Consider the following 23,701-nt stretch of genomic DNA (forward strand, 5'->3'; position numbering starts at 1 on the left):
AGGGTCACCTTCTGTGATGAAGTGGGGGTATGACCGCCGAGGACCTCCTGCTGAAGACCGGCCGCTTCCTACGCCGGTCGACCACCAGCGGCGACCTGCATACCCTCTTCCTGAAAGGCGGCACGGAGGGCGACGCCTTCTACCGCGACCGCTGGAGCCACGACAAGGTGGTCAGGTCCACCCACGGCGTGAACTGCACGGGCTCGTGCTCGTGGAAGGTGTACGTCAAGGACGGCATCATCACGTGGGAGACGCAGGAGACCGACTACCCGAGCGTCGGCCCCGACCGGCCCGAGTACGAGCCGCGCGGCTGCCCGCGCGGCGCCGCCTTCTCCTGGTACACCTACTCGCCGACCCGGGTCCGCTTCCCGTACGCCAGGGGTGTCCTGGTCGAGATGTACGCCGAGGCGAGGCAGCGGCTGGGCGACCCGGTGGCCGCCTGGGCCGAGATCACGACAAATCCGGAAAAGCGGGAAAAATACCAGAGCGCCCGCGGTCGTGGCGGCCTCGTCCGCGTCTCGTGGAAGCTCGCCACGGAGCTGATCGCCGCCGCCCACGTCCACACCATCAAGGCGTACGGCCCCGACCGGATCGCCGGATTCTCCCCTATCCCGGCCATGTCCATGGTCTCCCACGCCACCGGCGCCCGCTTCGTGTCGCTGATCGGCGGCGCCATGCTCTCCTTCTACGACTGGTACGCCGACCTCCCGGTGGCCTCTCCCCAGGTGTTCGGCGACCAGACCGACGTCCCGGAGTCGGCGGACTGGTGGGACGCCGCGTACCTGGTGATGTGGGGCTCCAACGTGCCCGTCACCCGAACCCCTGACGCCCACTGGATGGCCGAGGCCCGCTACCGGGGCCAGAAGGTCGTGGTGGTCTCCCCCGACTACAGCGACGCGGCCAAGTTCGCCGACGAGTTCCTCCCGGTGCGGCCCGGCACGGACGGGGCCCTGGCCATGGCGATGGGGCACGTGCTGCTGAAGGAGTTCTTCGTCGACCGCGAGACGCCGTACTTCACGGACTACGTCAAGCGCTTCACCGACCTGCCGTTCCTCGTCACGCTGGAGGAGCGCGGCGACGCGCACGTGCCCGGCAGGTTCCTCACGGCGCGGGACCTCGGCTCCCAGGAGGAGGCGGCCGGGTGGAAGACCGTGCTGCTGTCGGAGGAGACCGGCGAGCCGGTGGTCCCGAACGGCTCGGCCGGCTTCCGCTGGACCGACTCCGGCATGGGCCGCTGGAACCTGAACCTGGACACGTCCCCGAAGCTCACCCTGCGCGGGGGCGAGGAGGCGGAGGTCCTGCTCCCCCGCTTCGACGGCGGCCACTCCCTGCTCAGGCGCGTGCCCACCGCCCAGGTGGCCGGCAGGACGGTCACCACGGTCTTCGACCTCCTCCTGGCCCAGTACGGCGTGGGCAGCGACTACGACGACCCCGGCCAGCCCTGCACCCCGGCCTGGCAGGAGCCCATCACCGGCGTCCCGGCCGCCCGCGCGATCAAGATCGCCAGGGAGTTCGCCAGGACGGCGGAGACCACCCGGGGCCGCTGCATGATCATCCTGGGCGCGGGCACCACCCAGTGGTTCCACGGCGACACGATCTACCGCGCGTTCCTGTCGCTCCTGCTCCTGACCGGCTGCCAGGGCCGCAACGGCGGCGGCTGGGCGCACTACGTCGGCCAGGAGAAGTGCCGCCCCCTGGCCGGCTGGCAGCTCATGGCCGGCGCCCTCGACTGGGCCAGACCGCCCAGGCAGGTCCCCGGCACCCCGTTCTGGTACCTGCACACCGACCAGTGGCGCTACGACCGCTTCGACGCCGGCGCGCTGACCAGCCCGCTGGCCAGGGGCGACTTCACCGGCAAGCACACCGCCGACCTCGTGACGGAGTCGGTGCGCAACGGCTGGATGCCGATGGCCCCCGCCTTCGACCGCAACCCGCTCGATCTGGGCGACGCCGACGACCCCGTCGCGTACACCAGGGCCGAGCTCGAAGCGGGCAGGCTCAAGCTCGCCGCCGAGAACCCGGACGACCCGCGCAATTGGCCCCGCGTGCTCACCCTCTGGCGCTCCAACCTCCTCGGCTCCTCCGCCAAGGGCAACGAGTACTTCCTGCACCACCTCCTCGGCGCCCGCTCCAACCTGGAGAGCCCCGACCCGGACGCGCCGAAGGGCAAGCTGGACCTCCTCGTCACCCTGGACTTCAGGATGACCAGCTCCACGGTCTTCTCCGACGTCGTGCTCCCCGCCGCCACCTGGTACGAGAAGTACGACCTGTCCTCCACGGACATGCACCCGTTCGTGCACGCCTTCAACCCGGCCATCAACCCGCCCTGGGAGACCAGGACCGACTTCGCCACCTTCCACGCCATCGCCCGCGCCTTCAGCGACCTGGCCAGGGACCACCTGGGCGTGCGCAGGGACGTCGTCGCGGTGGCGCACCAGCACGACACCCCCACCGAGCTCGCCGGCCGCACGGGCTTCGGCCTGAAGGTGGTGGAACGCGACTACGGCGCCACGGCCGAGAAGCTGGCCGCCCTGGGGCCGCTCACGGAGAAGCTCGGCATCCCGGTCAAGGGCGTGACGTTCCTGCCCGACGAGGAGGTGGTCTGGCTGGGCCAGCGGTGCGGCCTGGTGCCGCGCGGCGCGGCCAAGGGCAGGCCGGAGCTGGACACCGCGGCCAAGGCGTGCGAGACGATCCTCGCCCTGTCAGGGGTGAGCAACGGCAGGCTGGCCGCCCAGGGTTTCCGCCAGCTCGCCCAGCGTACGGGGGCGAGCTTCGACGGCCTGACCCACGAGGGCCACCGCATCGTCTTCGGCGACACCCAGGCCAGGCCGGTGCACGTCGCCGCCAGCCCCGAGTGGTCGGGCAAGGAGTCGCACGACCGCCGCTACTCCCCCTTCACGATCAACGTCGAGCACGGCAAGCCCTGGCACACGCTGACCGGCCGCATGCACTTCTTCCTCGACCACGACTGGATGCACGAGTACGGCGAGGCCCTGCCGATCTACCGGCCCCCGCTGGACCTGGCCGCGCTGTACGGCGAGAGCGGCACCCTGCGCTACCTCACCCCGCACAGCAAGTGGTCCATCCACTCCGAGTACCAGGACAACCTGCTGATGCTCTCGCTCTCCCGGGGCGGCCCCACGATCTGGATCTCCGTCGAGGACGCCGCCGACCTCGGCATCGCCGACAACGACTGGGTCGAGGCGGTCAACCGCAACGGCGTCGTCGTGGCCCGCGCCATCGTCTCCCACCGCATGCCGAAGGGCACGGTGTACATGTACCACGCCCAGGACCGCCTGATCGACGTGCCGAAGTCGGAGGCCACGGGCCGGCGCGGCGGCATCCACAACGCGCTGACCAGGGTCCTCATCAAACCCACGCACCTGATCGGCGGCCACGCCCAGCTCTCGTACGCCTTCAACTACCTGGGCCCCACCGGCAACCAGCGCGACGAGATCACCGCCATCCGGCGCAGGTCACAACAAGTGAGGTACTGATGAGGCCGATGGCTCAGATCGCCATGGTGATGAACCTGGACAAGTGCATCGGCTGTCACACCTGTTCGGTCACCTGCAAGCAGACCTGGACGAACAGGCCGGGGGTCGAGTACGTCTGGTTCAACAACGTCGAGACCCGCCCCGGCCAAGGCTACCCCAGGCGCTACGAGGACCAGGAGCGCTGGCAGGGCGGCTGGGAGCTGACCCGCGGGGGCAGGCTCAAGCCGCGCGCCGGAGGCCGCCTGCGCAAGCTGCTGACCATCTTCGCCAACCCCCTCATGCCCTCCATCCAGGACTACTACGAGCCCTGGACCTACGACTACGAGAACCTCACCAACGCCCCGCTCTCCGATGACGTCCCCGTCGCGCCGCCCAGGTCCCTGATCAGCGGCGAGCCGGTGAAGATCGGCTGGAGCGCGAACTGGGACGACAACCTCGGCGGCGACCCCGGCCCCGACCCCGTGCTGGCGAAGGTGTCGGAGCAGGTCAAGCTGTCGTTCGAGCAGGCGTACATGTTCTACCTGCCGCGCATCTGCGAGCACTGCCTGAACCCGTCGTGCGTGGCCTCCTGCCCGTCCGGCGCCCTGTACAAGCGGGCCGAGGACGGCATCGTGCTGGTGGACCAGGACCGGTGCAGGGGCTGGCGCATGTGCGTGACCGGCTGCCCGTACAAGAAGGTGTACTTCAACCACAAGACCGGCAAGGCCGAGAAGTGCACGTTCTGCTACCCGCGGGTGGAGGTGGGGCTGCCGACGGTCTGCTCGGAGACGTGCGTGGGCCGCCTGCGCTACCTCGGCGTGCTGCTGTACGACGCCGACCGCGTCACGGAGGCGGCCTCGGTGACGGACGAGCGCGACCTGTACGAGGCGCAGCTCGACCTGTTCATCGACCCGAACAGCCCGGACGCCGAGGCCGCCGGGCTGCCGTCGGACTGGCTGGAGGCGGCCCGCAGGTCGCCCGTCTACGACCTGATCAAGAGGTATCGCATCGCGCTGCCCCTGCATCCGGAGTACCGCACCCTGCCCATGGTCTGGTACGTCCCGCCGCTCTCCCCCGTCGTGGACGCCCTGTCCACCACCGGCCACGACGGCGAGGACGCGGACAACCTGTTCGCGGCCATCGAGGCGCTGCGCATCCCCATCGGCTACCTGGCCGAGCTGTTCACCGCGGGGGATCCGGCGCCGGTGACGTTCGCGCTGCGCCGGCTGGCGGAGATGCGGTCGTACATGCGGGCGGTCAACCTGGGCGAACGGCCGCCGGAGGACCCGGAGCTGGAGGCCATGTACCGGCTGCTCGCGCTGGCCAAGTACGAGGACCGATACGTGATCCCGACCGCGTACGGCAACGTGCCCGGCGTCGTGGAGGAGGGCGGCTGCAGCCTCGACTACGACGGCGGGCCCGGCATGCAGCAGCCGTTCGGCGAGGCGTCGGGCCGTCCCGTGCCGGTCGCGATCGAGAACTTCCACGGCCTCAAGGAGCGCCAGACGAGCAGCGAGATCACCCACGACCGGGTGAACCTGCTCAACTGGGACGGCCGCGGCACCCCCGCGGGCCTCTTCCCACCGAAGCGGAGGAGCTCATGAAGCGCACCGCGATCCGGCAGGCGCCCCCGAAGCGGGAGGTCCCATGACCCGGCCGGTGATCTGGCAGGCCGCAGCCCACCTGCTCGCCTACCCCGACGAACGGTTCTGGCGCCGCCTCCCGCTGATCAAGGAGGCCGCCGAGCCGCACTTCACGACCTTCCTCTCCCTGGCCGCGGAGCTCGGCCCCGGCGAGCTGGCCGCGCACTACGTGGAGACGTTCGACCTGCAGCGGCGCTGCTGCCTCTACCTGACGTACTACACCGACGGCGACACCCGCCGCCGCGGCGAGTCGCTGGCGGCGCTGAAGCAGCGCTACCGCGCGGCGGGCTGGGAGCTGATGGACGACGAGCTGCCCGACTTCCTGCCCGTCATGCTGGAGTTCGCCGCGTGCGACCCCTCCGGCGCCGCGCTGCTGCAGGAGCACCGGGCCGGGCTGGAGCTCCTGCTCTCCGCCCTGACCGAGCGCGACTCGCCGTACCGGCACGTGATCGGCACGGTCTGCGCCGCGCTGCCCCCGATCACCCCCGCCGACCGGGCCAGGGCGGCCCGCCTGGCCGCGGGCGGGCCGCCGGCCGAGAGCGTGGGGGGTTACCGGTGAACTGGGCGGAGAGCATGCTCTGGGTCGTCGCGCCGTACGTCACCCTGGTGATCTTCATCGGCGGGCTGATCTGGCGCTACAGGTACGACAAGTTCGGCTGGACCACCCGCTCGTCCCAGCTCTACGAGAGCCCGCTGCTGCGCGTGGCCAGCCCGCTGTTCCACTACGGGCTGCTGGTCGTGATCGTCGGCCACGTGACCGGCCTGCTGATCCCGCTGTCGTGGACCAACGCCATCGGCCTGTCCAACGAGGCGTACCACGCCAACGCGCTCGTCTGGGGCGGCCTGGCGGGCGTGGCCACGCTGGTGGCGCTGGCCCTGCTGATCTACCGCCGCCGCACCAACGGCCCGGTGTTCCTGGCGACCACGGTCAACGACAAGGTGATGTACGTGGTGCTCGCGGCCTCGATCATCGCGGGCGTGGTGACGACGGTGGCGGGGTTCGTGCCGAGCGAGGTGAGCTACCGGACCACGGTCGCGCCCTGGTTCCGCGGCATCTTCGTGCTGCGGCCCGACGCGGAGGCGATGGGGCACGCGAGCGGTCTTTACAAGGTGCACACGCTGATCGGGATGGTGCTGTTCGTACTTTTCCCGTTCAGCCGCTTGGTGCACGCACTTTCCGCCCCGTTGGGGTATTTGTTCCGCCCTTACATCGTGTATCGGAGCCGCGCGGATGGCGTGCCGAGGCACGCGGCAGGGGTGCGGATGCGTCAGAATCGTCCCTTGTGAAGCACGGGTACACCAACAGCACGTTCGGCGACGGCGCCCTGGTCGTGAAGTGCTACGAGGGGCCCGAGGCGGCGTTCAGGCTGAGCACGGAGAGCAGATACCTGCGGCGCCTGCGTGGCCGCCTCCCGGTCCCCCGGGTCCATCAGGTCACCGCCACGAGCCTGACCACCCGCTTCGTCGACGGCTCCCACGGCCAGGACCTCCTCGACGACGGCCGGGCGGTGGAGGTGTTCACCGAGTGCGGGCGGATGCTGGCGCGCATCCACCGGCTCGGCATCGTGCACGGCGACTACGGGCCGCAGAACATGCTGTTCCACCCCGACACGTTCGAGACCGCCGCGATCCTCGACTGGGAGTGGGCCCACCCGGGGCGGCCCGTGGAGGACCTGGCCTGGGTGGAGTGGATCGTGCGCAGCCACCATCCCGAGCACGTACCGCTGCTGTCGCACTTCTTCACCGCGTACGGCGACCCCGTCCCGTCCTGGGCCGAACGGCACGCGTTCATGATCGAGCGCTGCCGCGGCCTGCTCGACTTCTGCGCCCGGTGGGAGCCGGGCGGGGGCGGGGAGAAGCTGTGGCGCGAACGCATCGACGCCACGGCGGCCTGGACGGAGTAACCGCCCCCGGCCCGCCATCAGGGCATGGACGCACGCTCCCGATCGGCGGGCTGCGGGACGCCTTCGGCTAGCGGCCTCCAGCGGCACGGGTGAGCCGGGCGGCCAGCCGGCGCAGGTGCGCGGTGAGCTCGGCCGGTTCGTGCACCTCGAACTCGCAGTCCAGCGTCGTCAGCCGGAAGGCCAGCCAGTCGAGGGTGTCGGCGTGCATGCGCAGGCGGCAGAGCCCCGCCCCGATCGGGGTGACCTCGCCCAGGCTCCTGAGCGGCTCCGTCGCGGCGGCGTGCACCGTGACGACGGCCTCGTAGGTGGGCGCCGACGAGTACAGCTTGTCCGCCACGTAGGCGGCGGCGTCCCCGGCCGGCGGCTCGCGCGGCGTGATCCTGCCCCCCGTGGGGTGCAACTCGTCGATGCGGTCGATGCGGAAGATCCGCCAGTCGTCGCGGTCGAGGTCGTGCCCCAGCAGGTACCAGCGCCGCCCGGCCGCCACCAGCCGATGCGGATCCACCAGCCGCCTGCTCGTGGCGCCGTCGTTCGTCCGATAGGTGAACCGCACCCGCTCCTTGCCCGTCACGGCCACCGCCAGGGCGGTCAGCCTGCCGGGATCCACCTGCGGCCCGTCGAGCGCGGGCATGGGCACGGTGGCGCCGCCCAGGGACCTGACCCGATGACGCAGCCGCGCGGGCAGGACCTGTTCCAGCTTCGCCAGGGCCCGCACCGACGCCTCCTCGATGCCCTGTACCGGATGCCGGGCGGCCGTGGACAGGCCCACGGTGATGGCCACCGCCTCCTCGTCGTCCAGCAGCAGTGGAGGCATGGCCGCGCCCGCGACCAGCCGGTACCCGCCCGCGGCCCCCATGGTGGCCTCGACCGGGTAGCCGAGGTCGCGCAGCCGCTCCACGTCACGCCTGACGGTGCGGCGGCTGACGCCCAGCCGCTCCGACAGCTCGCTGCCCGGCCACTCGCGCGGGGTCTGGAGCAGCGACAACAGGGCCAGGAGGCGGGACTCGCTCATGAATTCCACAATGCCCGACAAGTGGGACAGGTCTTGACCTACTTGGGACCTACCGTCGGTGGCACGCGTCCGCACTTCTTCTTGGAGGAACCGTGTCGATTCCCGAGGGCTACACCACCGTCACGCCGTGGATCATCAACGCCGACACGGCCGGCGTCATCCGCTACCTCGAGACCGCGTTCGACGCCGTCGAGCTGGGCCGCGTGACGGACGAGAAGGGCCGCATCGGACACGCCGAGGTGCGGATCGGGGACGCGATCGTGATGCTCTTCGACTCCGCGCCCGGCTGGCCGGCCACCCCCGCCTTCCTGCGCCTGTACGTCCCCGACGCCGACGCCACCCACCGCCGCGCCGTCGAGGCGGGCGGCACGTCGATCACGGACGTCACCCACCTGTACTGGGGCGACCGGGTGGGCCGCGTCCGCGACCCGTTCGGCAACCTGTGGTGGATCCAGGCCCGGGTCGAGGACGTCTCGGAGGAGGAGATGACCCGCCGCATGAGCGACCCGGCGTTCGTCAAGGCCATGGAGTACGTCCAGAGCGCCCGCTTCTTCTGAGCCCCGGGGCGCCATTGACGCGTTCTGTCGGTGCCCTTTGCTTGCCTGGGGGCATGACAGGCGATGTGATGATCCTCGTCCTCGGCGCCACCGGCTCCACGGGCCGCCGTGTCGCGGAGCAGCTGCGCGCCGCCGGCCACACCGTACGGGGCGCTTCCAGGAGCGGCCAGGCCACGTTCGACTGGTCCGAGCCCGGCACGTGGGAGTCGGCCCTGTCGGGCGCGTCGGCCCTCTACCTGATGGCGCCCGACGGCGTCCCGGTCGATCCCGCGTTCGTGTCGCTGGCGGTGGAGCGGGGCGTCGAGCGCATCGTGCTGCTGTCGAGCGGCGCCATCGAGGCCATGGGCGACGAGCGCCTGCTGGCGGCCGAGCGCACGGTGCGCGGCAGCGGCGCCGAGTGGACGATCCTGCGGCCGAGCTGGTTCAACCAGAACTTCGACGAGGGCTTCTTCCGGCCCGCGATCATGGCGGGAGAGGTCCTGATCCCGCTCGGCGACGTGCGCCAGGCCTTCGTCGACGCCGACGACATCGCCGCCGTCGCCGCCGCGGCCCTCACGCGGAACGGTCACGCGGGGCGCGCCTACGACCTCACGGGGCCCGGCTCGCTGGCGTTCGGGGAGGCCGTGGAGATCATCGGCCGGGCCATCGGCCGCGAGGTGCGTTACCTGGGCGGCGACGAGGACTACATCGCGGCCAACGGCTTCTCCGGCGAGTCGATCCACGCGGCCAAGGCGTTCGGCGCCCTACGCGCCCTCGGCGACCAGCCTGTCGCCGACACGGTGAGCGAGGTGACGGGCCGCCCTCCGAAGTCCTTCGAGACCTTCGCCGAGGAAGCGGCCGCCAAGGGCGCCTGGCGCTGACACCCTGGCGGCACCGGTGCCGCCACCACCCGTGGGGTTCATGGGCGCCGCCGGCGCGACGGCTCACCTCACCCCGGGGGCGGCCAGCCGTCTGATCAGCGCCACCGCCTCGTCCAGCAGGCTCACCTCGTGCGCGGTGAGCCCCCGGTCGGCGGCGCGCCGGGCCTTGGCGGCGTCGAGCGGGTCGCCCGCGTCCAGGTCCTCGCCCAGCTCCCCGACCAGGACGGCGACCGCCGCCCGCGCCGCCGGCGCCAGCTCGCTCTCACCGTCCACGGCCGCCTGGGCGAGGATCACTGCCGACAGGGCACAGTCCAGCGCGGGCCGCCCGTCCCCGGCGTTGCACCAGTCGATCACCACGGGCCCGTCCCGCGTCAGCATCACGTTGTCGGGATGCAGGTCCAGGTGCAGGATCCGGTCGCGGGGATCGCGGGAAACCCGGGCCGGGATCCGGTGCAGCCGTCGCAGCAGCCAGGCGAGGGTCCGGCCCGCCTCCTCGATCCCGATCTCCCCGTCCAGCAGGGCCTGCAGCATCGTCGGCCCGGACACCCGTCCCATCACCAGGTCGGTGGCGCTGCTCTCGCCGGGAAAGACCTCGGGAACGGGAAACCCGTGCGCGGCCACATGCGCCATGATCTCCAGCTCACGGCCGGCGTCGGCGTCGACCCGGTAGCGGCGCAGCACCCGCCCGTCACCGAGGGCGTACACGTCGGCGCTCCGCCCCGCACCCACCAGCTCCCCGATCTCCATGCCCTCAACCTACGCGGCGACGGCCCGATCCAGGTCGGCGAGATCATCCTTGTGCTCGCGCGCCATCCTCTCCGCCAGCTCCCGCGCCGCCGCCGCACCGCCCGAGTCCCGCTCGCCGTTCGCGACCAGCACGAGCTGCCGCAGATGCGCCCGCAGCAACGCGGCGAAACGCCGGTCGAAGGCCTCACCACGCAGCCCCGCCAGGGTCTTCAGGTCCTCCGCCGTGGGCATGCCGGGCATGTCGTGCCGGGTGTGCGGGTTCTCACCGGTGACCCCGGCCTCGGCGAGCAGGGCCCGCAACCGGCCGCGTCCCGCCTCGTGCGCCTTGCCGAGCCGTACGGCCAGGCCGGCCAGCGATCGGCTGGCCGCACGCCGCGGTGCCAGCTCCAGCAGGGGCAGGGCCCGCGCGTGCAGGGCATCGGTGAGCTGCAACCACGCCACGTCGGTGGTGGTGAATTCCGGAGCAGGGATCCCGCCGGACGCCGTGACGTCTCCGGGAGCGGGGACGCCGGGCCGCGTCGTGGCGCCTGCAGGAACGGGGACAGCGTCCCGTTCAGCAGGTGAGCACCCCACCGACACAGCCACCAGCAACACCGAGCACACCAACCGCCGCGACACCGGCACGACCGCCCTCCTGAGCGAACGACTCCGAGCGGGACACCCGCCCGGGAACGAGGCAGGCCCGGGGCGGGCGCGCACCCGCCCCGGACGTGCTCGGCACCTACGAAGGACGCCCGTCGGCGCCGCACTTGATGATCGGCCGGATGCAGTCACGCACCCGCCGCTCCATCTCGGCCACCGGCCACGCGTTGAAGAAGTCGCCGTGCATCGTGAACCCGCCGCCCGACGACAGCCGGAATCGGGACGGATCCCCGCTCACCGGGTACCGGATCACCTGCCGCAGCTTCGGCACCGGCACCGGATGCGTGCTCGGGCACGCCCCCGCCACCGGGTAGGCCATGTGGCTCTTGTGGTCGGCGGAGTCCAGGTCCCGCCCGTTCCAGCACTGCGGGAAGTCCAGGTACGACTCCAGCATGGTGCCCGACGGGCAGTTCACGAAGTCCTTGGAGGCCCCCACGTGCCCGGCGTGCAGGCACGACCACCGGGAGATGGTCGTGCTGTCGGGCCCGGTCGCCTTGGCGTTGCCCGCCACGATCCGCAGCCCCAGCGGCAACGGCTGGATCCTGGCGATGATGTCGTCCCGGACTCCCTCCCCGAGGTAGTAGAACGTGACGATGGCCGGCTCCACCGGGACGCCGTCCCGGTAGAGGGTCGGCACCCAGTACGACGACGTGTCCACGGCCGGGTTGCAGTTGGTGGCGCCGTTCTGCAGGTCGGAGAGCTGGGTGTGGGCGTTGGTGACACGGCTGCCGAAGAAGCTGTGCATGTGCGAGGCGCCCGGCAGGCCGGGGAAGACGATCGGGTCGTCGGGCAGCCGGTGGCTGAACGGGCAGTCGGCGAGGAACTCCGCCACCCGTACGGGCTCTGCCACGGCAGGCGGCGGGGCGGCCACCACGAACGTGCCGAGCAGCAGTGACAACAGGGCTAAGATCCGCATGGCGGCTCCCTTGACGCGGGTCACCGGTAGACCCGCACGTAGTCGACGAGCATCCGTGACGGGAAGGGCGTGGCGGCGTTCGGCGGCCCCGGCCAGTCGCCGCCCACGGCGAGGTTGAGGATGATGTAGAAGGGGTGGTCGAAGATCCAGGGGCCGCGCGTCTGCTCCACCTGGTCCTTGCTGATCGTGAACACCGTCCGCCCGTCGAGCGTGTAGACGATGCCCTTGCTGTCCCAGTGGGCGGCCCAGACGTGGAAGTCGCCGGAGTAGTCGGCGCCGTCCGGCAGCGTGTACGGCGACCCGACGCCGCCACCCCCGTTGTACGCGGGCGCGTGCACGGTCGAGTAGGACGTCTTCACGTCCTTGCCGAGCACCTCCATGATGTCGATCTCGCCGTTGTACGGCCACGGCCGCCCGGTCAGGAAGTCGGCCCCCATCATCCAGAACGCCGGCCAGAGCCCGTTGCCCTTGGGCACCTTGATCCGGGCCTCGACGCGGCCGTAGGTGAAGTGGAACTTCGTCCCGGTGTTCATCCGGGCGGAGGTGTACTGGCAGGTGGTGCTGCCGGTGAGCGGGTCGGCCGGGCAGGTGGAGCCCGGCGTGGCCTGCTTGCGGGCCTCCAGGACCAGGTGCCCCTGGCCGTCCATGGAGGCGTTGTCGTGGTCGGTGTAGTACTCCAGCTCGTTGTTCGGGCCGGTGCCGGGGTCGGCCCGCCACTTGGCGGCGTCGGGCTTGGTGCCGGCGGCGCCGTTGAACTCGTCGCTCCACACCAGGGCGGGCGGGTCGGCGGGGTCCTGGGGCGGGGCGGGCGGGTCGGTGGGGGCGCCACCGGTGCCGTACACCTGGAACTCCCACAGGCTGTAGCCGTAGGCGCCGGCCCGCTGGGTGCCGTACATGCGGACGTAGCGGCCGGTGCCGCTGACGTTCAGTGTCTGCTTGAAGCCGGTGCCGGTGGTCGTGCTGTAGATCGTGGTCCAGGTGCTCGCGTCAGGGGAGGTCTGGATCTGGAACGACCTGGCGTAGGCGGGGTCCCACTGCAGCACGACCTTGCTGATTTGGGCGGTCGCGCCCAGGTCCACGTGGATCCAGCCCGGGTCCGACCAGGCCGCCGTGGCCCACCTGCTGGCGGGGTCGAGGTCGAACGCCCTGGCCGGGGTGCACTCCCAGCAGTTGCCGTCGTGCTGCGAGCTGGAGGCGACGCCGGGCTTGTTGTACGACAGCAGCCGCTCGCCGCCGGAGCCGCCGCCCCCGGTCCCGTACACCTTGAACTCCCAGAGGCTGTAGCCCCACTGGGTGGCGCGCTGGGTGCCGTGGACGCGGACGTACCGGCCGCTGCCGGACACGGACAGGGTCTGGTTCCCGCCGGTGCCGGCGGCGGTGGAGTAGAGGTTGCTCCAGGTGGCGCCGTCGGTGGACACCTGCACCTGGAAGGCGGTGGCGTGCGCGGCCTCCCAGCTCAGCTCGACCTGGCTGACGGCGGCGGTCGCGCCGAGGTCCACCTGGATCCACTGCGGGTCGGAGAACGCGCTGGACCAGCGGGTGGCGGGGTTGCCGTCCACGGCGGCGGAGGCGGGGAAGGCGGCGGCGCTCTCGGTGGAGGAGGCGGTGACGGGCTTGCCCTGGGACAGCAGCGGGTCGGCGGCGTGGGCGGGCGGCACCGACAGCAGCGACACGGTGACGACGAGGGCGACGGACGCCGCGAGACGGCGTAAGAGTGGGGTCACAACGTCTCCGTCAAACTGGGGGGTTCGATTCGAGGGAGCGCTCCCTGAGAAGGAGAGTGCTCGCGCAGCCGACTTCTGTCAAGGTGTGAGTTAACTTTCCAGAAACCTCCGTGACCCGTTGCAGAGCACGCCCCCACCCCGCATCGGAAGCCTTTTATGCCCTGCCACCAGCACGTATCAGAGTTCCGCACTCCGGCCGTCCGAGTGCCCGCCTGGCACCCCGAGCAACCTCGACCCACTCTCACCTTGACTGTCCGCCGGCCCCGCTCCTCCCCTTTCCGGGGAGCGCTCTCTCAACTCGTTGACGCGCCGTCGGGGTGTCACCTGGCGACGGCAGGTGACGACTCGTGCAGGGAAAGGTGCCGCTGGAGCGGACCTGCCGGTTCGCGCCGCCCGCCGCCTCCGGGCGGCTGGGTCGCAGCGGCGTCCCACGCGTGTGCGAGGCTGGGCCGACACCACACCGACGAGGAGGACGAATGTCATATCCGGCCGCGCTCTACCTGGGCGACAAGGGCGAGACCACCGGCAGGTTCCACCTTGCGGACGCCGCACCTGACCTGCTGATCGGCGAGCGTACGAGAGTGCACTATCTGGCCACCGGCGCGAACACCGGCGGCCACTACGGGCTCTACCGCTGGGAGATGGGCGCCGCGCCGTCAGGCGGAGGAGCGCACTTCCACCGGACCTTCTCCGAGTCCTTCTTCATCCTGACCGGAACGGTGAGCCTGTACGACGGCGAAGCCTGGACCGACCACTCCCCCGGCGCCTTCTTCCACGTCCCCCCGGGCGGGATCCACGCCTTCCGCAACTCGCACGGACCGGCCACGATGCTGGTGCTGTTCGCCCCCGGTGCTCCTCGCGAGGGCTACTTCGAGGAGCTGGCCGACATCGTGGGCAGCGGGCGGCAACTCAGTGAGGAGGAGTGGACCGACCTCTACCGCCGCCACGACCAGTACATGGTCTGATCGCGGCCCCCGCACGACCTCGGACGGGGCCGGCGAGCGTCGATCCGCTCGGCCGGCCGCCGCTCAGCCCTTGATGCAGATGAGCTGCCGCAGGTGCGCGACCACCTGCACCAGATCCGTCTGCGCCGCCATCACGGACTCCAGATCCTTGTACGCACCCGGAATCTCGTCCAGCACCCCGGAGTCCTTACGGCACTCCACCCCCGCCGTCTGCTCCTCCAGGTCCCTGACGGTGAACGTCTTCTTCGCCTTGGTACGGCTCATCTTCCGCCCCGCCCCGTGCGAGGCCGAGTTGAACGCCGCCGCGTTGCCCAGACCCTTGACGATGTACGTCCCGGTGGCCATCGAGCCCGGGATGATCCCCAGCTCCCCGGAACCGGCCCGGATCGCGCCCTTCCTGGTCACGAGCACGTCCACCCCGTCGTACCGCTCCTCCGCCACGTAGTTGTGGTGGCAGGAGATCGGCTGGTCGAACGTGATCTCCGGCAGGTGCCGCCGCAGCACGTCGCACACCAGCCCCATCATCAGCGCCCGGTTGCGCCGCGCGTAGTCCTGCGCCCAGAACAGGTCGCGCCGGTAGGCGGCCATCTCCGGCGTGCGGCCGAGGAAGACCGCCAGGTCCCGGTCGACCAGACCCTGGTTGTGCGACAGCCCGCGAGCCACCCCGATGTGGTGCTCCGCCAGCTCCTTGCCGATGTTGCGCGACCCGGAGTGCAGCACGACCCAGACCCAGCCCTCGTCGTCCGCGCACACCTCGAGGAAGTGGTTGCCGCCGCCGAGCGTGCCCATCTGCACCTCGGCCCGCTCGCGCCGCGCCTTCACGGCCGGCGCCAGGTCGTCGAAGCCCTTCCAGAACTCCGCCCACCCGGCCGGCTTCATCCCGTGCACCTGGCCCGGGTCGACCGGCCGCTTGTGGTGCCCGAACCCGACCGGGACCGCCTGCTCGAGCTTCCCGCGCAGGTAGGCCAGGTTGTCGGGGAGCCGAGCAGCCTGGTACGACGTCTTCACGGCCGTCATACCGCACCCGATGTCCACGCCGACGGCCGCAGGCGAGACAGCGTCCCGCATCGCGATGACCGAGCCCACCGTCGCGCCCTTGCCGTGGTGCACGTCCGGCATGACGGCGACACCGTGAACCCACTCGAGGTTCGCCACGTTGCGAAGCTGCTGCATCGCCTGCGGCTCGACCGTCTCCGGCTCCGCCCACATCCGCAGCGGACGCCGCGTTCCTGTCACCTCGTTGTACGCCATCCCGTATCGCCTCCTCCCGGTCACACTCCGAACGCGATCTATCTGGCCAGACTTCTCATACCCCCGCAACCGATTTAGCGTCAGTTGCCGTACTGCTCGGTCTCCGGCTTCTCCCGGCCGCCTTCCGGACCGATCAGCTCCAGGGTCCGCGCGTGCAGCCGCTCCGCCGCCCCCGGATCGAAGGACGGCAGGTCCAGGCCGATCGGGCGGTGGCGCATGAAGGCGGTCAGCGGCGCGGCCGGCGGGTCGTCGATGCGGGCCACGATGGGCTTGATGGCCTCCTCGACCGGGAGGCCGTGCCGCTTGAGCGCCTCCACGTGCGCGGCGGTCGCGGCGTCGTACTCGCCGGCGACGCTCGTCGAGACCCCGCCCGGATGGATCAGGACATACCGGGTACGCGCCCCGTGCCGCGCGGCGAACGCGACACCCAGCAGGTCGTTCGCCTTCCCCGCCTGGAACTGCGCCGTCACGCCGTCGTACGAGCGCTCCAGCATCAGGTCGTCCCAGTGGATGCGCCCGTCCGGCTGCCCGGGCCCCGAGACGTTCACGACCATCCGGGGGGCGGTGAGGCCGTGGCTGAGCAGGAAGCGGCTCAGGTAGTCCAGCGCGAACGTGCCCTCCAGCCCCTCCCGCGTCACGAACCGGTGCGTACGGAAGTACCGCGCGCACAGCACCAGCGCGTCCACGGCCGGGAACCTGGCGTTGACCTCCTCGATCACCCGCCGGTTCTCGCTGACCAGGCTCAGGTCCGCCTGGACGAACACCGCGCCGGGCAGTGCCTTGGCCGCGTCCCTGCCCACGACGGCAACCGTGTCGCCGCGTTCCAGGTACGTGCGGGCGAGCGCCCTGCCCATCCCGTCGGTCCCGCCGGTGATCACCAGGGTCTTCACGCGTGCGCTCCTTCTCGTACGGGCTCCGGCGCGCGGACCTTGCCGGGCAGGAACGGGATGAGGGCCAGGACGACCAGGTTGGAGACCACGGCCAGCCAGAAGACGCCGCGCAGCCCCGCGATCGTGCTGTCGGCGGTCTGGACGACGAGCGTCACCAGGGCGACGCCGAGCGCGGCGCCGAGCTGGTTGAGCATGTAGAGCACCGAGCTGCCCTGCGCCACCATGGGCCCGGGGAGCGTGCGGTACAGCGAGCCCATCGTCGGGGCGCTGAAGCACCCGCTGCCCAGCCCGAACGTGAACGCCGCCAGCGCCGGCCACACCTCCGCCGTGTCAGGGCCGATACGGGTGAGCGCGAGCACGCTCGCCACGGCCACCACCCCGCCGCCGGCGGCCAGACCGCGCGCGCCGAGCCGGTCCGACAGCCGCCCGGCCAGCGGCATCGCGATGGAGCCGCCGAGCCCGAGCGGCGCCATGAGCAGCCCGGCCGCCAGCACGTCGTGCCCGTGGGCCTGCTGGTAGTACAGGGGCAGCGCGAACAGCCCGGCGAACAGGCCCATGCCGCCGAGCCCCATGATCGTGACGCTGGCGGTGAAGCTCCGGCTGCGGAACAGGCGCAGGTCGATCAGCGGGCCGGGGTGGCGGGCGTGCGCTCCGTACCCGATCAGCAGCACCACCCCCAGACCCAGCGGCGCCAGCACCTGCCATACCCCGAAGGCTCCCTGCTCGGCCGTCTGCGACAGCGCGAGCACCACGGCGGCGAACCCGGGACCGAGCAGCGCCAGCCCCACCACGTCCAGCCGCGACGGGCCCGCCTCCCGGGACGGCGCCGGCTCGTCGGCGGGGATCACGCGCAGCGCCAGCACCAGCGCCACGACCCCGACGGCCACGCTGATCAGGAACATCGCCCGCCACGTCAGCGCGCCGAGTATCGCCCCGCCCGCGATCGGGCCGAGCACCGGCCCGAGCGACAGCACCACGCCCATCAGCCCCATCACCCGCCCGGCCCGCCGCGGCCCCGCGGCCCTGGCCAGCAGGATCAGGACGAGCGGATCGAGCAGCCCCGCCCCGACGCCCTGCACCACCCGGAACGCGATCAGGCTGCCCACGTTCCAGGCCAGGCCGGCGGCCAGCGAGCCCGCCAGGAACAGCACCAGCCCCGCCACCCACAGCCGTTTGCCGCCGTACCGGTCCACCGCCCAGGTCGTGAACGGGATCGTGGCCGTCACCGCCAGCAGGAACCCGGTGGACGCCCAGCCGATCGTGCTCAGCGAGGTGTCGAAGGCGGCGGCCAGGGTGCCGGTGGCGACCGCGGCCATGGTGCTGTTGAGGATGCCCAGCAGCCCGCCGAGCAGGATCACGGCGATCGTCCACCGCAGTTTTGAACTCATGGGTTCAACATAATTACCTATCGCGTCTGCATGCAACCACCACGTCCATGAAGCTGAACTCGTGAGTACAATCGAGGACATGACCACCACGCGGGGCCGCATCGACAAGCGGCAGGCGATCCTGGAGGGCGCGTTCACGGTGTTCGCCCGGGAGGGTTACGCGCAGGCCTGCGTGCAGTCGATCGCCCGCGAGGCCGGCGTCGCCAAGCCGACGGTCTACAACCACATGACCGACAAGGCGACGCTGTTCAGGCATGCCCTGGAGGCCGCCGCCCGCGGCATCCTGGAGCAGCGGATCGCCGCCCTGGAGCCGCTCGCGGCCACCGGCGACGACCTGCGCGGCACGCTGGAGGAGGTCGCCCACGCCCTGCTCCGCCTGCACACCGACGGCCGCTCGTGCGCGCTGCGCCGGCTGCTCTACTCGGAGGTCACCCACTTCCCCGACATCCTGGACATCGTCCGGGAAAGCGGCCCCGACCGGCTCAACCAGGCGCTCGCCGACCGCCTGGCCCGCCTCGCCCTGGCCGGCCGCCTGCGGGCCGCGGATCCGGACCTGGCGGCCGAGCAGTTCCTGGCCCTGCTCCTCGGCCCGCTGGAGGCCCGCACCCAGCTCGGCACCCGCCAGCTGGAGGACGCGGAGCTGCGGACGATGGCCGTCGCCGCCGTGGACGCCTTCGTCCGAGCCTGGGGCGAGCAGTGATCCAGCCCGGCTACCAGGCGCGGCGATCAGGCGCGGTAACCAACACGCATGGCGAAATCATGCCGACAAGACCCATTGTCGCTGGTAGCCAAGGGATATAGTCTGCCGCGTGTGGTAGAACGAGACGACTACGCGGCCATCCGCGATCGGATCATCGGGCTCTCCCGCCACCACGGCCTGCGCTGCGACTGGGCCGAGACGACCAGGCGGCAGCGGTTCCTGCTGCTGTGGGACGCCGAGGGCCGGGTCGCCGCCCGCGCGATCGTCCCGCTCTACCCCGGGGAGACACCGCACCTGGTGGACTCCCTCGAACGAGGGCTGGCACACCTGTTCGGCGAGGGCTGGCTGAAGGACTGACTGGAGCACCCATGACCGCAGACCGCGTCGACGTCCACGTCACCATGGCCGGCAACCTCTGGCTGGCCCAGGTGGACGGCGTGGCCGGCGGCATGTCCGCGCGCACGCTCAGGGAGCTGCACGCGGACGTGGCCGAGGGGCTCCCGTTCCTGTTCGGCGACCGGGACCGGCCGCCGTCGCCGGTCTTCCACTACACGCTGCCCGGCCTGTCCGAGCAGGACCTCGACGACTTCGCCGCCCTCCAGCGCCAGGCGGCCGCGATCGCCGAGGACTACACGCGGACGCTGAAGAAACGGGTCAAGCACATGCACGAGCTGGGGCTGTCCGACGGCGACATCGGCGAGCTGCTCGGGCTGACCAAGCAGCGCATCCAGCAGATCCGTACGAACGCCAACGACGAGGCCCGCCAGAGCGGCTGACAGGCCTCGTAAGGAGCCGGCGGTCAAGGAGGCGTCAGGAGGCGGGCTTGTCGTCCGTCCAGCCTGCCTCGATCAGCGCGTTGGAGCTCCAGACAGTGCCCGGCTCGAAGGCGGCTTGCAGCCCGCCCGGCTTCACCACCACGTACTCGCTGGCCAGGGCCCGCCCGGTCGCCTCGTCGAAGACCAGCCGGTTCTCCGAGACCCCGCCCGCCTCGTAGCGCTCCTCCACCGACACGGCCGTGCCCTGCCGCCCCTCGGCGTCGGTCACGTTCTCGGTGACCTTCACGTCGTCGAGCTCGGCCAGCATGCGGAACGCCGCCCCGCGCACCTCCGGCGTCACGGGCATGTCCATGATCAGCCCCACGCTGACCTTGAACAGCCACGCGTCCCCCGACATCTTCTCGCTGGTGGACTCGGTCCCGTGCCCCGCGTAGGAGGCCATCAGCCACTTCTTCAGCTCGCCGGGGTCGCTCGGCAGCCCGCGCAGCTCCTTCATGGTCACGTTCCTGCCGAGCCAGAACACCTTGTCGCCGTCCACCAGCGGGGTGTGGCTGGTCGTGGCCTTCCCCGCGGACGTGGACAGGGTCATCGGCCCGTACTTGCCCTTCCCTCTGCCCTTCCCCGGGACGACGACCTCGATCTCGGACGGCGACCCGGCCCGCTCCCAAGCCTGCCGATCCGCCTCGGTGGCGGGTTCGGCACCGAGCTGCCGGCTGCGGGCCCACTGGTCGCCCCCGGTGGCCTCGGGTGTCCACCCCTCGCTGCGTGACCGGTCCATGACCAGGTAGCCGCCGTTCTTGGCCGCGTACAGGTGCCTGCTCACCGTCACGCTCCGCCACCAGTCGCCGCTGCCCTCGGCCTGCCGGTCGGCCTTCTCGGCCGCGGCCAGCAGCACGTCCCGCGCCGACAGCGTCACCCGCGGCGCGCTCGTCCCGCCCGTCCCCGCGCTCGTCCCCGCGCTCGTCCCCGCGCTCGTCCCCGCGCTCGCCGCCACTTGCCCGCTGCCGGGCGTGCGCGGCGTCGTGGGCGCCGCGCCGCTCCCCGACATCACCACCGCCACCGCCGTCACCGCGGCGGCCGCCGCCCCCGCCAGCCCCAGCCCCCACGCGGGCCGTACGACGGCCCTGCGCCGCCGCTTCTCCCCCGGCCCCGACCTGGGCCGCGACATGGCACGGGCCAGCTCCACGGCCCTCGTCCGCTCATCCACCACCGGCCGGTCGCCGAGGTGCGCGGGCCTGGCGGCCCGAAGCTCGTCGATGGGGTTCATGACCACTCCTCGCTGAGGTTCCGTACGTGAGACCTGGGTCGCTCGGGGACGCGCCCTTCCGGCTCGGCTTCCATCGCCTGCTTGAGCCGCTTGCGCGCCCGGTGCAGCCGTACGCGGTACGCCGCCGACGAGCAGCCGATGACCTTGGCGGCCTCCTTGGGCGTCAGCCCGTGCCAGGCGACGAGGACGAGGATCTCCCGATCGTCCTCCTGCAACGCGGCCAGCGCGCGCAGCACCCCCATCCGCTCGGTCACCTGGTCGGCCACGTCCCCCTCGGTCCAGGCCCGCAGCTCGGCGGCCATCGCCTCCCGCCGCAGCTCCGCACGCACGTTGTCACGCAGCACGTTCCTGGCGACCCCGAGCAGCCACGGCAGCGCCGGCTCGGGCACGTCCTCCAGCCGCCGCCAGGCGATGGCGAACGTCTCGCTCACCACCTCGTCCGCCACCTGCCGGCCCGCGCGGCTGACCACGTAGGCCCACACGCGTTGCCGGCATTCGTCGTACATGCCGGTGAACCGGTGCGCATCATCCGTCACCGCCCAGCCCCTTCGTTCGGGATGCGTCGTTCTTCTGACACCAGGAAGTGGTCCGAGCCCTCCCGTTGTTACGCCTCACCCGAGATTTCTTCACCAGGGCGCCCGCACGTCGGCCGCATCCTGCACTAGCATCTGTAGCGGCAATGTCACGCCGGGTGACGGCGGCCAGGGCCCCGTTCGATCTGCCAGGGCATCCTTCCACGGGCAACGACTCTGGCGTCTGGGTCACCTGAACGGAGCAGGCCCTGGCCGCCTTACTCGCCGGCGCCCTTCAACAGGTGCGGCGCGTACGTCTTGACGGCGTCCAGGAGCTCGCGCCGAGAGGGATTCACCATCGGCCTGCCCGCCACCGTCACGGTCGGCACGGTCTCGAACCCGTTCGCCACCGAGCGCACGAACGCGGCCGCGTCAGGGTCCTTCCAGATGTTGACCTTGCGGTGGCGGAGGCGGGTGAAGAGCAGGCTGAAGCGTAGCTTCATGCAGTACGTGCACATCGGCCGCCAGTAGAGGACGACTTCTTCACTGTGGTCTTCCATCGTTCCCATCCCCTTCGTCGGGCGCCTGCGCCGCAGGGAGCGTACGCGACGAGTCCGGCTCCTCCTGTAAGGTGGTGGCCGGTCGGAACGTCCTTCTACACCGTAGGCGTCCGACATGACCGGGACGTAGCGCAGCTTGGTAGCGCACTTGACTGGGGGTCAAGGGGTCGCAGGTTCAAATCCTGTCGTCCCGACCAGATCGACGCTGGTCGAACAGGGTGTCACTCCGAGGGGTGGCGCCCCCGGCCCGGCCCGCCCCGCCGGGCGCGGCCACCGAGCCCGCGGATGCGTTGCCTTCCGGCTCCCAGCCCTCATCGGTGGGATGGGCGGTGCGCGCAGCACGCCCTCACAGCTCCGCGAACCGGCCGTCCTCGATGCGGCAGATCCCGAAGCATGGGCCGCGACGCCCTGGACGGCCGGCCGGACGGCGGCCCGTTCACCAGCCGCCCGCTCTCCGCGCACCTGGCCCCCTCATCCTCCACGGGCTACGACCTCCGGCAGAACATCGAGTTGACAGCCCGCATGGCTAACCGCTAGCTCTTAGCTAACCGTTAGGGGGATGCCGTGCAAGACGCAGTGCTGGCGATGCTCGCCAAGGAGCCGTCGCATGGGTACGTCCTGCGCGCCCGGCTGCGCCAGAGCCTGGGCCCGCTGGGCGAGTCGATGAACCCCGGCCAGATCTACGTGACCCTGTCCCGGCTGGAGAAGGCCGGGCTGGTCGTCTGCGAGCGCGCTGACGGCCTGCCCGAGCGGCCGGACCGCAAGGTCTACGCGCTGACGCCGGCCGGGCAGCAGCGCGTGACGGCGTGGCTGTCCGAGGTGGGCTGGCCCAAGCCGGACCAGGCGGAGTTCCATCTCAAGCTCGTCGCGGCGGCCGCGGCCCGGCTCGCCGACCCGGTCGAGCTCGTCGCTGCACAGCGCCGTGAGCTGCTGCGCCGCCTGCGTGAGGTGCAGCAGGCGATCCTGGCCGAGCCGGCGGGCTCGAAGGCCCTGCTCCTGCTGGAGGGGGTCGTGCTGCGGCTGCAGGCGGACCTGCGCTGGCTCGAAGCCTGCGAGCGAGCCTGGTCCAGGGCCGACGACCCGCGGGTTGACGACTCGCGGGCCGACGATCTGCGGGCCGACGACAGAGTTGAGGGTGCGTGAACGAGTCGAGTGCCGTGGTCCGGGTCCGTGGCCTGGTGAAGGAGCACGGTCAAGGGGAGAGCCGGGTCCGGGCGGTCGACGAGGTCGACCTGGAGGTCCCCGAGGGGCAGATGCTGGCGGTGATGGGGCCGAGCGGCTGCGGGAAGTCGACCCTGCTGCACCTGCTCGGCGGGCTGGAGCGGCCCACCCGCGGGGAGGTGTGGCTGGCCGGGCAGCGCATCGACGACCTGAGCGAGCGTGCTCTGGCGCGCATGCGGCGCCGGTCCGTGGGGTTCGTCTTCCAGGCGTTCCACCTGGTGGAGGAGCTGTCGGCGACGGAGAACGTGGAGCTGCCCGCGCTGCTGGCCGGCCGTTCGCTGCGGGAGGCCAGGCGGCGCGCGGGCGTCCTGCTGGAACGGGTCGGGCTCGCCGGCCGCGCCCGGCACCTGCCTTCCGAACTGTCCGGCGGGCAGCGCCAGCGGGTCGCCATCGCCCGCGCGCTGGCCAACCAGCCGCTGGTGGTCCTGGCCGACGAGCCGACCGGCAACCTCGACAGCGCGGCGACCCTCGACGTGCTGAGGATCTTCGAGGAGCTGCGTTCCGCAGGGCAGACCCTGGTCATCGTCACGCACGACGAGCGGGTCGCGGCCACGTCGGATCGGCTGGTCTCGATGCGTGACGGGATGTTCGTCGACGACACGAGCCTGGCCGGATCCCACCCGCGCGGGCTCGGCGGGCTCGGCGGGCTCGGCGGGCTCGGCGGGCTGATCGGGCTGGAGGGCTGAACGG

24 protein-coding genes and 1 tRNA gene are annotated in these 23,701 nt (G+C 71.5%); 14 read left to right on the forward strand and 11 right to left on the reverse strand.

What is annotated here, in order from left to right; all coding sequences use genetic code 11:
* The first annotated feature begins 29 nt into the window (after positions 1-29).
* Genes ACBJ32_RS41475 through ACBJ32_RS41495 form a run of 5 tightly spaced genes read left to right on the forward strand, consistent with a single transcriptional unit; the run spans position 30 to position 7,023 of the window.
* The gene (locus ACBJ32_RS41475; protein WP_375131461.1) at positions 30-3,497 is read left to right on the forward strand and encodes a nitrate reductase subunit alpha; all 3,468 of its coding nucleotides are present in this window, start codon (positions 30-32) and stop codon (positions 3,495-3,497) included.
* The gene (gene narH / locus ACBJ32_RS41480) at positions 3,497-5,080 is read left to right on the forward strand and encodes a nitrate reductase subunit beta (protein WP_375131462.1); all 1,584 of its coding nucleotides are present in this window, start codon (positions 3,497-3,499) and stop codon (positions 5,078-5,080) included. The genes ACBJ32_RS41475 and narH overlap by 1 nt, the downstream gene beginning before the upstream one ends.
* Before the next feature lie 43 nt (positions 5,081-5,123).
* Positions 5,124-5,678 carry a nitrate reductase molybdenum cofactor assembly chaperone gene (narJ, locus tag ACBJ32_RS41485; RefSeq protein ID WP_375131463.1) on the forward strand — a complete coding sequence of 185 codons (555 nt, stop codon included), beginning with the start codon at positions 5,124-5,126 and terminating at the stop codon, positions 5,676-5,678.
* Positions 5,675-6,406, forward strand: a complete 732-nt coding sequence (narI, locus tag ACBJ32_RS41490; RefSeq protein WP_375131464.1) for a respiratory nitrate reductase subunit gamma — start codon at positions 5,675-5,677, stop codon at positions 6,404-6,406. The genes narJ and narI overlap by 4 nt, the downstream gene beginning before the upstream one ends.
* Positions 6,403-7,023, forward strand: coding sequence for a phosphotransferase (locus ACBJ32_RS41495; RefSeq protein WP_375131465.1), 621 nt, complete (start codon positions 6,403-6,405; stop codon positions 7,021-7,023). The genes narI and ACBJ32_RS41495 overlap by 4 nt, the downstream gene beginning before the upstream one ends.
* 67 nt (positions 7,024-7,090) lie before the next feature.
* Here ACBJ32_RS41495 and ACBJ32_RS41500 read toward each other — a convergent pair whose 3' ends face one another.
* Positions 7,091-8,035: a helix-turn-helix transcriptional regulator gene (locus tag ACBJ32_RS41500; RefSeq protein WP_375131467.1), complete on the reverse strand. Its 945-nt coding sequence runs from the start codon at positions 8,033-8,035 to the stop codon at positions 7,091-7,093.
* Positions 8,036-8,127: 92 nt separating this feature from the next.
* On the opposite strand from ACBJ32_RS41500, the gene ACBJ32_RS41505 reads away from it, so the two are divergent.
* Both ACBJ32_RS41505 and ACBJ32_RS41510 read left to right on the forward strand, forming a co-directional pair.
* A complete protein-coding gene (locus tag ACBJ32_RS41505) occupies positions 8,128-8,592 on the forward strand; it encodes a VOC family protein (protein WP_375131468.1) in 465 nt (154 codons plus the stop codon).
* A gap of 53 nt (positions 8,593-8,645) precedes the next feature.
* A complete protein-coding gene (locus ACBJ32_RS41510; protein ID WP_375131469.1) occupies positions 8,646-9,452 on the forward strand; it encodes an NAD(P)H-binding protein in 807 nt (268 codons plus the stop codon).
* Between the two features lie 63 nt (positions 9,453-9,515).
* Here ACBJ32_RS41510 and ACBJ32_RS41515 read toward each other — a convergent pair whose 3' ends face one another.
* The 4 genes from ACBJ32_RS41515 to ACBJ32_RS41530 form a co-directional block, all read right to left on the reverse strand.
* Positions 9,516-10,199 carry a phosphotransferase gene (locus tag ACBJ32_RS41515; RefSeq protein WP_375131470.1) on the reverse strand — a complete coding sequence of 228 codons (684 nt, stop codon included), beginning with the start codon at positions 10,197-10,199 and terminating at the stop codon, positions 9,516-9,518.
* A 9-nt stretch (positions 10,200-10,208) separates the two neighbouring features.
* Positions 10,209-10,640, reverse strand: coding sequence for a DUF305 domain-containing protein (locus ACBJ32_RS41520; protein ID WP_375131471.1), 432 nt, complete (start codon positions 10,638-10,640; stop codon positions 10,209-10,211).
* 280 nt (positions 10,641-10,920) lie between these two features.
* The gene (locus tag ACBJ32_RS41525) at positions 10,921-11,757 is read right to left on the reverse strand and encodes a DUF1996 domain-containing protein (RefSeq protein ID WP_357877065.1); all 837 of its coding nucleotides are present in this window, start codon (positions 11,755-11,757) and stop codon (positions 10,921-10,923) included.
* Between the two features lie 20 nt (positions 11,758-11,777).
* A complete protein-coding gene (locus ACBJ32_RS41530) occupies positions 11,778-13,481 on the reverse strand; it encodes a discoidin domain-containing protein (protein ID WP_375131472.1) in 1,704 nt (567 codons plus the stop codon).
* A 476-nt stretch (positions 13,482-13,957) separates the two neighbouring features.
* Here ACBJ32_RS41530 and ACBJ32_RS41535 point away from each other — a divergent pair, with 476 nt between their 5' ends.
* Entirely contained in the window at positions 13,958-14,446 is a 489-nt protein-coding gene (locus ACBJ32_RS41535) for a cupin domain-containing protein (RefSeq protein ID WP_375131473.1), read from the forward strand.
* A 63-nt stretch (positions 14,447-14,509) separates the two neighbouring features.
* Here the strand turns inward: ACBJ32_RS41535 and ACBJ32_RS41540 are convergent, their stop codons facing one another.
* From ACBJ32_RS41540 to ACBJ32_RS41550, 3 genes are all read right to left on the reverse strand, one after another.
* On the reverse strand, positions 14,510-15,697 hold the full coding sequence (locus ACBJ32_RS41540; RefSeq protein ID WP_375131474.1) for an RtcB family protein: 1,188 nt from the start codon (positions 15,695-15,697) through the stop codon (positions 14,510-14,512).
* 80 nt (positions 15,698-15,777) lie between these two features.
* Entirely contained in the window at positions 15,778-16,587 is an 810-nt protein-coding gene (locus ACBJ32_RS41545) for an SDR family NAD(P)-dependent oxidoreductase (RefSeq protein WP_375131475.1), read from the reverse strand.
* Positions 16,584-17,975, reverse strand: coding sequence for a DHA2 family efflux MFS transporter permease subunit (locus ACBJ32_RS41550; RefSeq protein ID WP_375131476.1), 1,392 nt, complete (start codon positions 17,973-17,975; stop codon positions 16,584-16,586). The genes ACBJ32_RS41545 and ACBJ32_RS41550 overlap by 4 nt, the downstream gene beginning before the upstream one ends.
* Positions 17,976-18,054: 79 nt before the next feature.
* Here ACBJ32_RS41550 and ACBJ32_RS41555 point away from each other — a divergent pair, with 79 nt between their 5' ends.
* From ACBJ32_RS41555 to ACBJ32_RS41565, 3 genes are all read left to right on the forward strand, one after another.
* The gene (locus ACBJ32_RS41555; RefSeq protein WP_375131477.1) at positions 18,055-18,675 is read left to right on the forward strand and encodes a TetR/AcrR family transcriptional regulator; all 621 of its coding nucleotides are present in this window, start codon (positions 18,055-18,057) and stop codon (positions 18,673-18,675) included.
* Positions 18,676-18,786: 111 nt separating this feature from the next.
* Entirely contained in the window at positions 18,787-19,032 is a 246-nt protein-coding gene (locus ACBJ32_RS41560) for a hypothetical protein (RefSeq protein WP_357877044.1), read from the forward strand.
* An 11-nt stretch (positions 19,033-19,043) separates the two neighbouring features.
* Positions 19,044-19,451: a hypothetical protein gene (locus ACBJ32_RS41565; RefSeq protein ID WP_185100881.1), complete on the forward strand. Its 408-nt coding sequence runs from the start codon at positions 19,044-19,046 to the stop codon at positions 19,449-19,451.
* A gap of 34 nt (positions 19,452-19,485) precedes the next feature.
* Here ACBJ32_RS41565 and ACBJ32_RS41570 read toward each other — a convergent pair whose 3' ends face one another.
* From ACBJ32_RS41570 to ACBJ32_RS41580, 3 genes are all read right to left on the reverse strand, one after another.
* Positions 19,486-20,718: a CU044_5270 family protein gene (locus ACBJ32_RS41570; RefSeq protein WP_375131479.1), complete on the reverse strand. Its 1,233-nt coding sequence runs from the start codon at positions 20,716-20,718 to the stop codon at positions 19,486-19,488.
* Positions 20,715-21,254 carry an RNA polymerase sigma factor gene (locus ACBJ32_RS41575; RefSeq protein WP_375131480.1) on the reverse strand — a complete coding sequence of 180 codons (540 nt, stop codon included), beginning with the start codon at positions 21,252-21,254 and terminating at the stop codon, positions 20,715-20,717. The genes ACBJ32_RS41570 and ACBJ32_RS41575 overlap by 4 nt, the downstream gene beginning before the upstream one ends.
* A 254-nt stretch (positions 21,255-21,508) precedes the next feature.
* On the reverse strand, positions 21,509-21,790 hold the full coding sequence (locus tag ACBJ32_RS41580) for a glutaredoxin domain-containing protein (protein WP_375131481.1): 282 nt from the start codon (positions 21,788-21,790) through the stop codon (positions 21,509-21,511).
* A gap of 120 nt (positions 21,791-21,910) precedes the next feature.
* Between ACBJ32_RS41580 and ACBJ32_RS41585 the strand changes: the two genes are divergently transcribed.
* The 3 genes from ACBJ32_RS41585 to ACBJ32_RS41595 all read left to right on the forward strand — a co-directional run bounded on the left by ACBJ32_RS41585 (position 21,911) and on the right by ACBJ32_RS41595 (position 23,697).
* Positions 21,911-21,987 (forward strand) — tRNA-Pro (locus ACBJ32_RS41585).
* Between the two features lie 367 nt (positions 21,988-22,354).
* Positions 22,355-22,933, forward strand: coding sequence for a PadR family transcriptional regulator (locus ACBJ32_RS41590; protein WP_375131482.1), 579 nt, complete (start codon positions 22,355-22,357; stop codon positions 22,931-22,933).
* On the forward strand, positions 22,930-23,697 hold the full coding sequence (locus ACBJ32_RS41595; RefSeq protein WP_375131483.1) for an ABC transporter ATP-binding protein: 768 nt from the start codon (positions 22,930-22,932) through the stop codon (positions 23,695-23,697). The genes ACBJ32_RS41590 and ACBJ32_RS41595 overlap by 4 nt, the downstream gene beginning before the upstream one ends.
* Positions 23,698-23,701: the final 4 nt, after the last annotated feature.

The organism is Nonomuraea sp. GTA35, assembly GCF_041950525.1.
Lineage (GTDB): Bacteria > Actinomycetota > Actinomycetes > Streptosporangiales > Streptosporangiaceae > Nonomuraea.

Coding starts and splice junctions, on each gene's coding strand:
- ACBJ32_RS41525 (WP_357877065.1), bottom strand. CDS start 11,757: ATGCGGATCTTAGCCCTGTTGTCACTGCTGCTCGGCACGTTCGTGGTG.
- ACBJ32_RS41570 (WP_375131479.1), bottom strand. CDS start 20,718: ATGAACCCCATCGACGAGCTTCGGGCCGCCAGGCCCGCGCACCTCGGC.
- narH (WP_375131462.1), top strand. CDS start 3,497: ATGAGGCCGATGGCTCAGATCGCCATGGTGATGAACCTGGACAAGTGC.
- ACBJ32_RS41540 (WP_375131474.1), bottom strand. CDS start 15,697: ATGGCGTACAACGAGGTGACAGGAACGCGGCGTCCGCTGCGGATGTGG.
- ACBJ32_RS41510 (WP_375131469.1), top strand. CDS start 8,646: ATGACAGGCGATGTGATGATCCTCGTCCTCGGCGCCACCGGCTCCACG.
- ACBJ32_RS41515 (WP_375131470.1), bottom strand. CDS start 10,199: ATGGAGATCGGGGAGCTGGTGGGTGCGGGGCGGAGCGCCGACGTGTAC.
- ACBJ32_RS41500 (WP_375131467.1), bottom strand. CDS start 8,035: ATGAGCGAGTCCCGCCTCCTGGCCCTGTTGTCGCTGCTCCAGACCCCG.
- ACBJ32_RS41565 (WP_185100881.1), top strand. CDS start 19,044: ATGACCGCAGACCGCGTCGACGTCCACGTCACCATGGCCGGCAACCTC.
- narJ (WP_375131463.1), top strand. CDS start 5,124: ATGACCCGGCCGGTGATCTGGCAGGCCGCAGCCCACCTGCTCGCCTAC.
- ACBJ32_RS41555 (WP_375131477.1), top strand. CDS start 18,055: ATGACCACCACGCGGGGCCGCATCGACAAGCGGCAGGCGATCCTGGAG.
- ACBJ32_RS41580 (WP_375131481.1), bottom strand. CDS start 21,790: ATGGAAGACCACAGTGAAGAAGTCGTCCTCTACTGGCGGCCGATGTGC.
- ACBJ32_RS41535 (WP_375131473.1), top strand. CDS start 13,958: ATGTCATATCCGGCCGCGCTCTACCTGGGCGACAAGGGCGAGACCACC.
- ACBJ32_RS41475 (WP_375131461.1), top strand. CDS start 30: ATGACCGCCGAGGACCTCCTGCTGAAGACCGGCCGCTTCCTACGCCGG.
- ACBJ32_RS41550 (WP_375131476.1), bottom strand. CDS start 17,975: ATGAGTTCAAAACTGCGGTGGACGATCGCCGTGATCCTGCTCGGCGGG.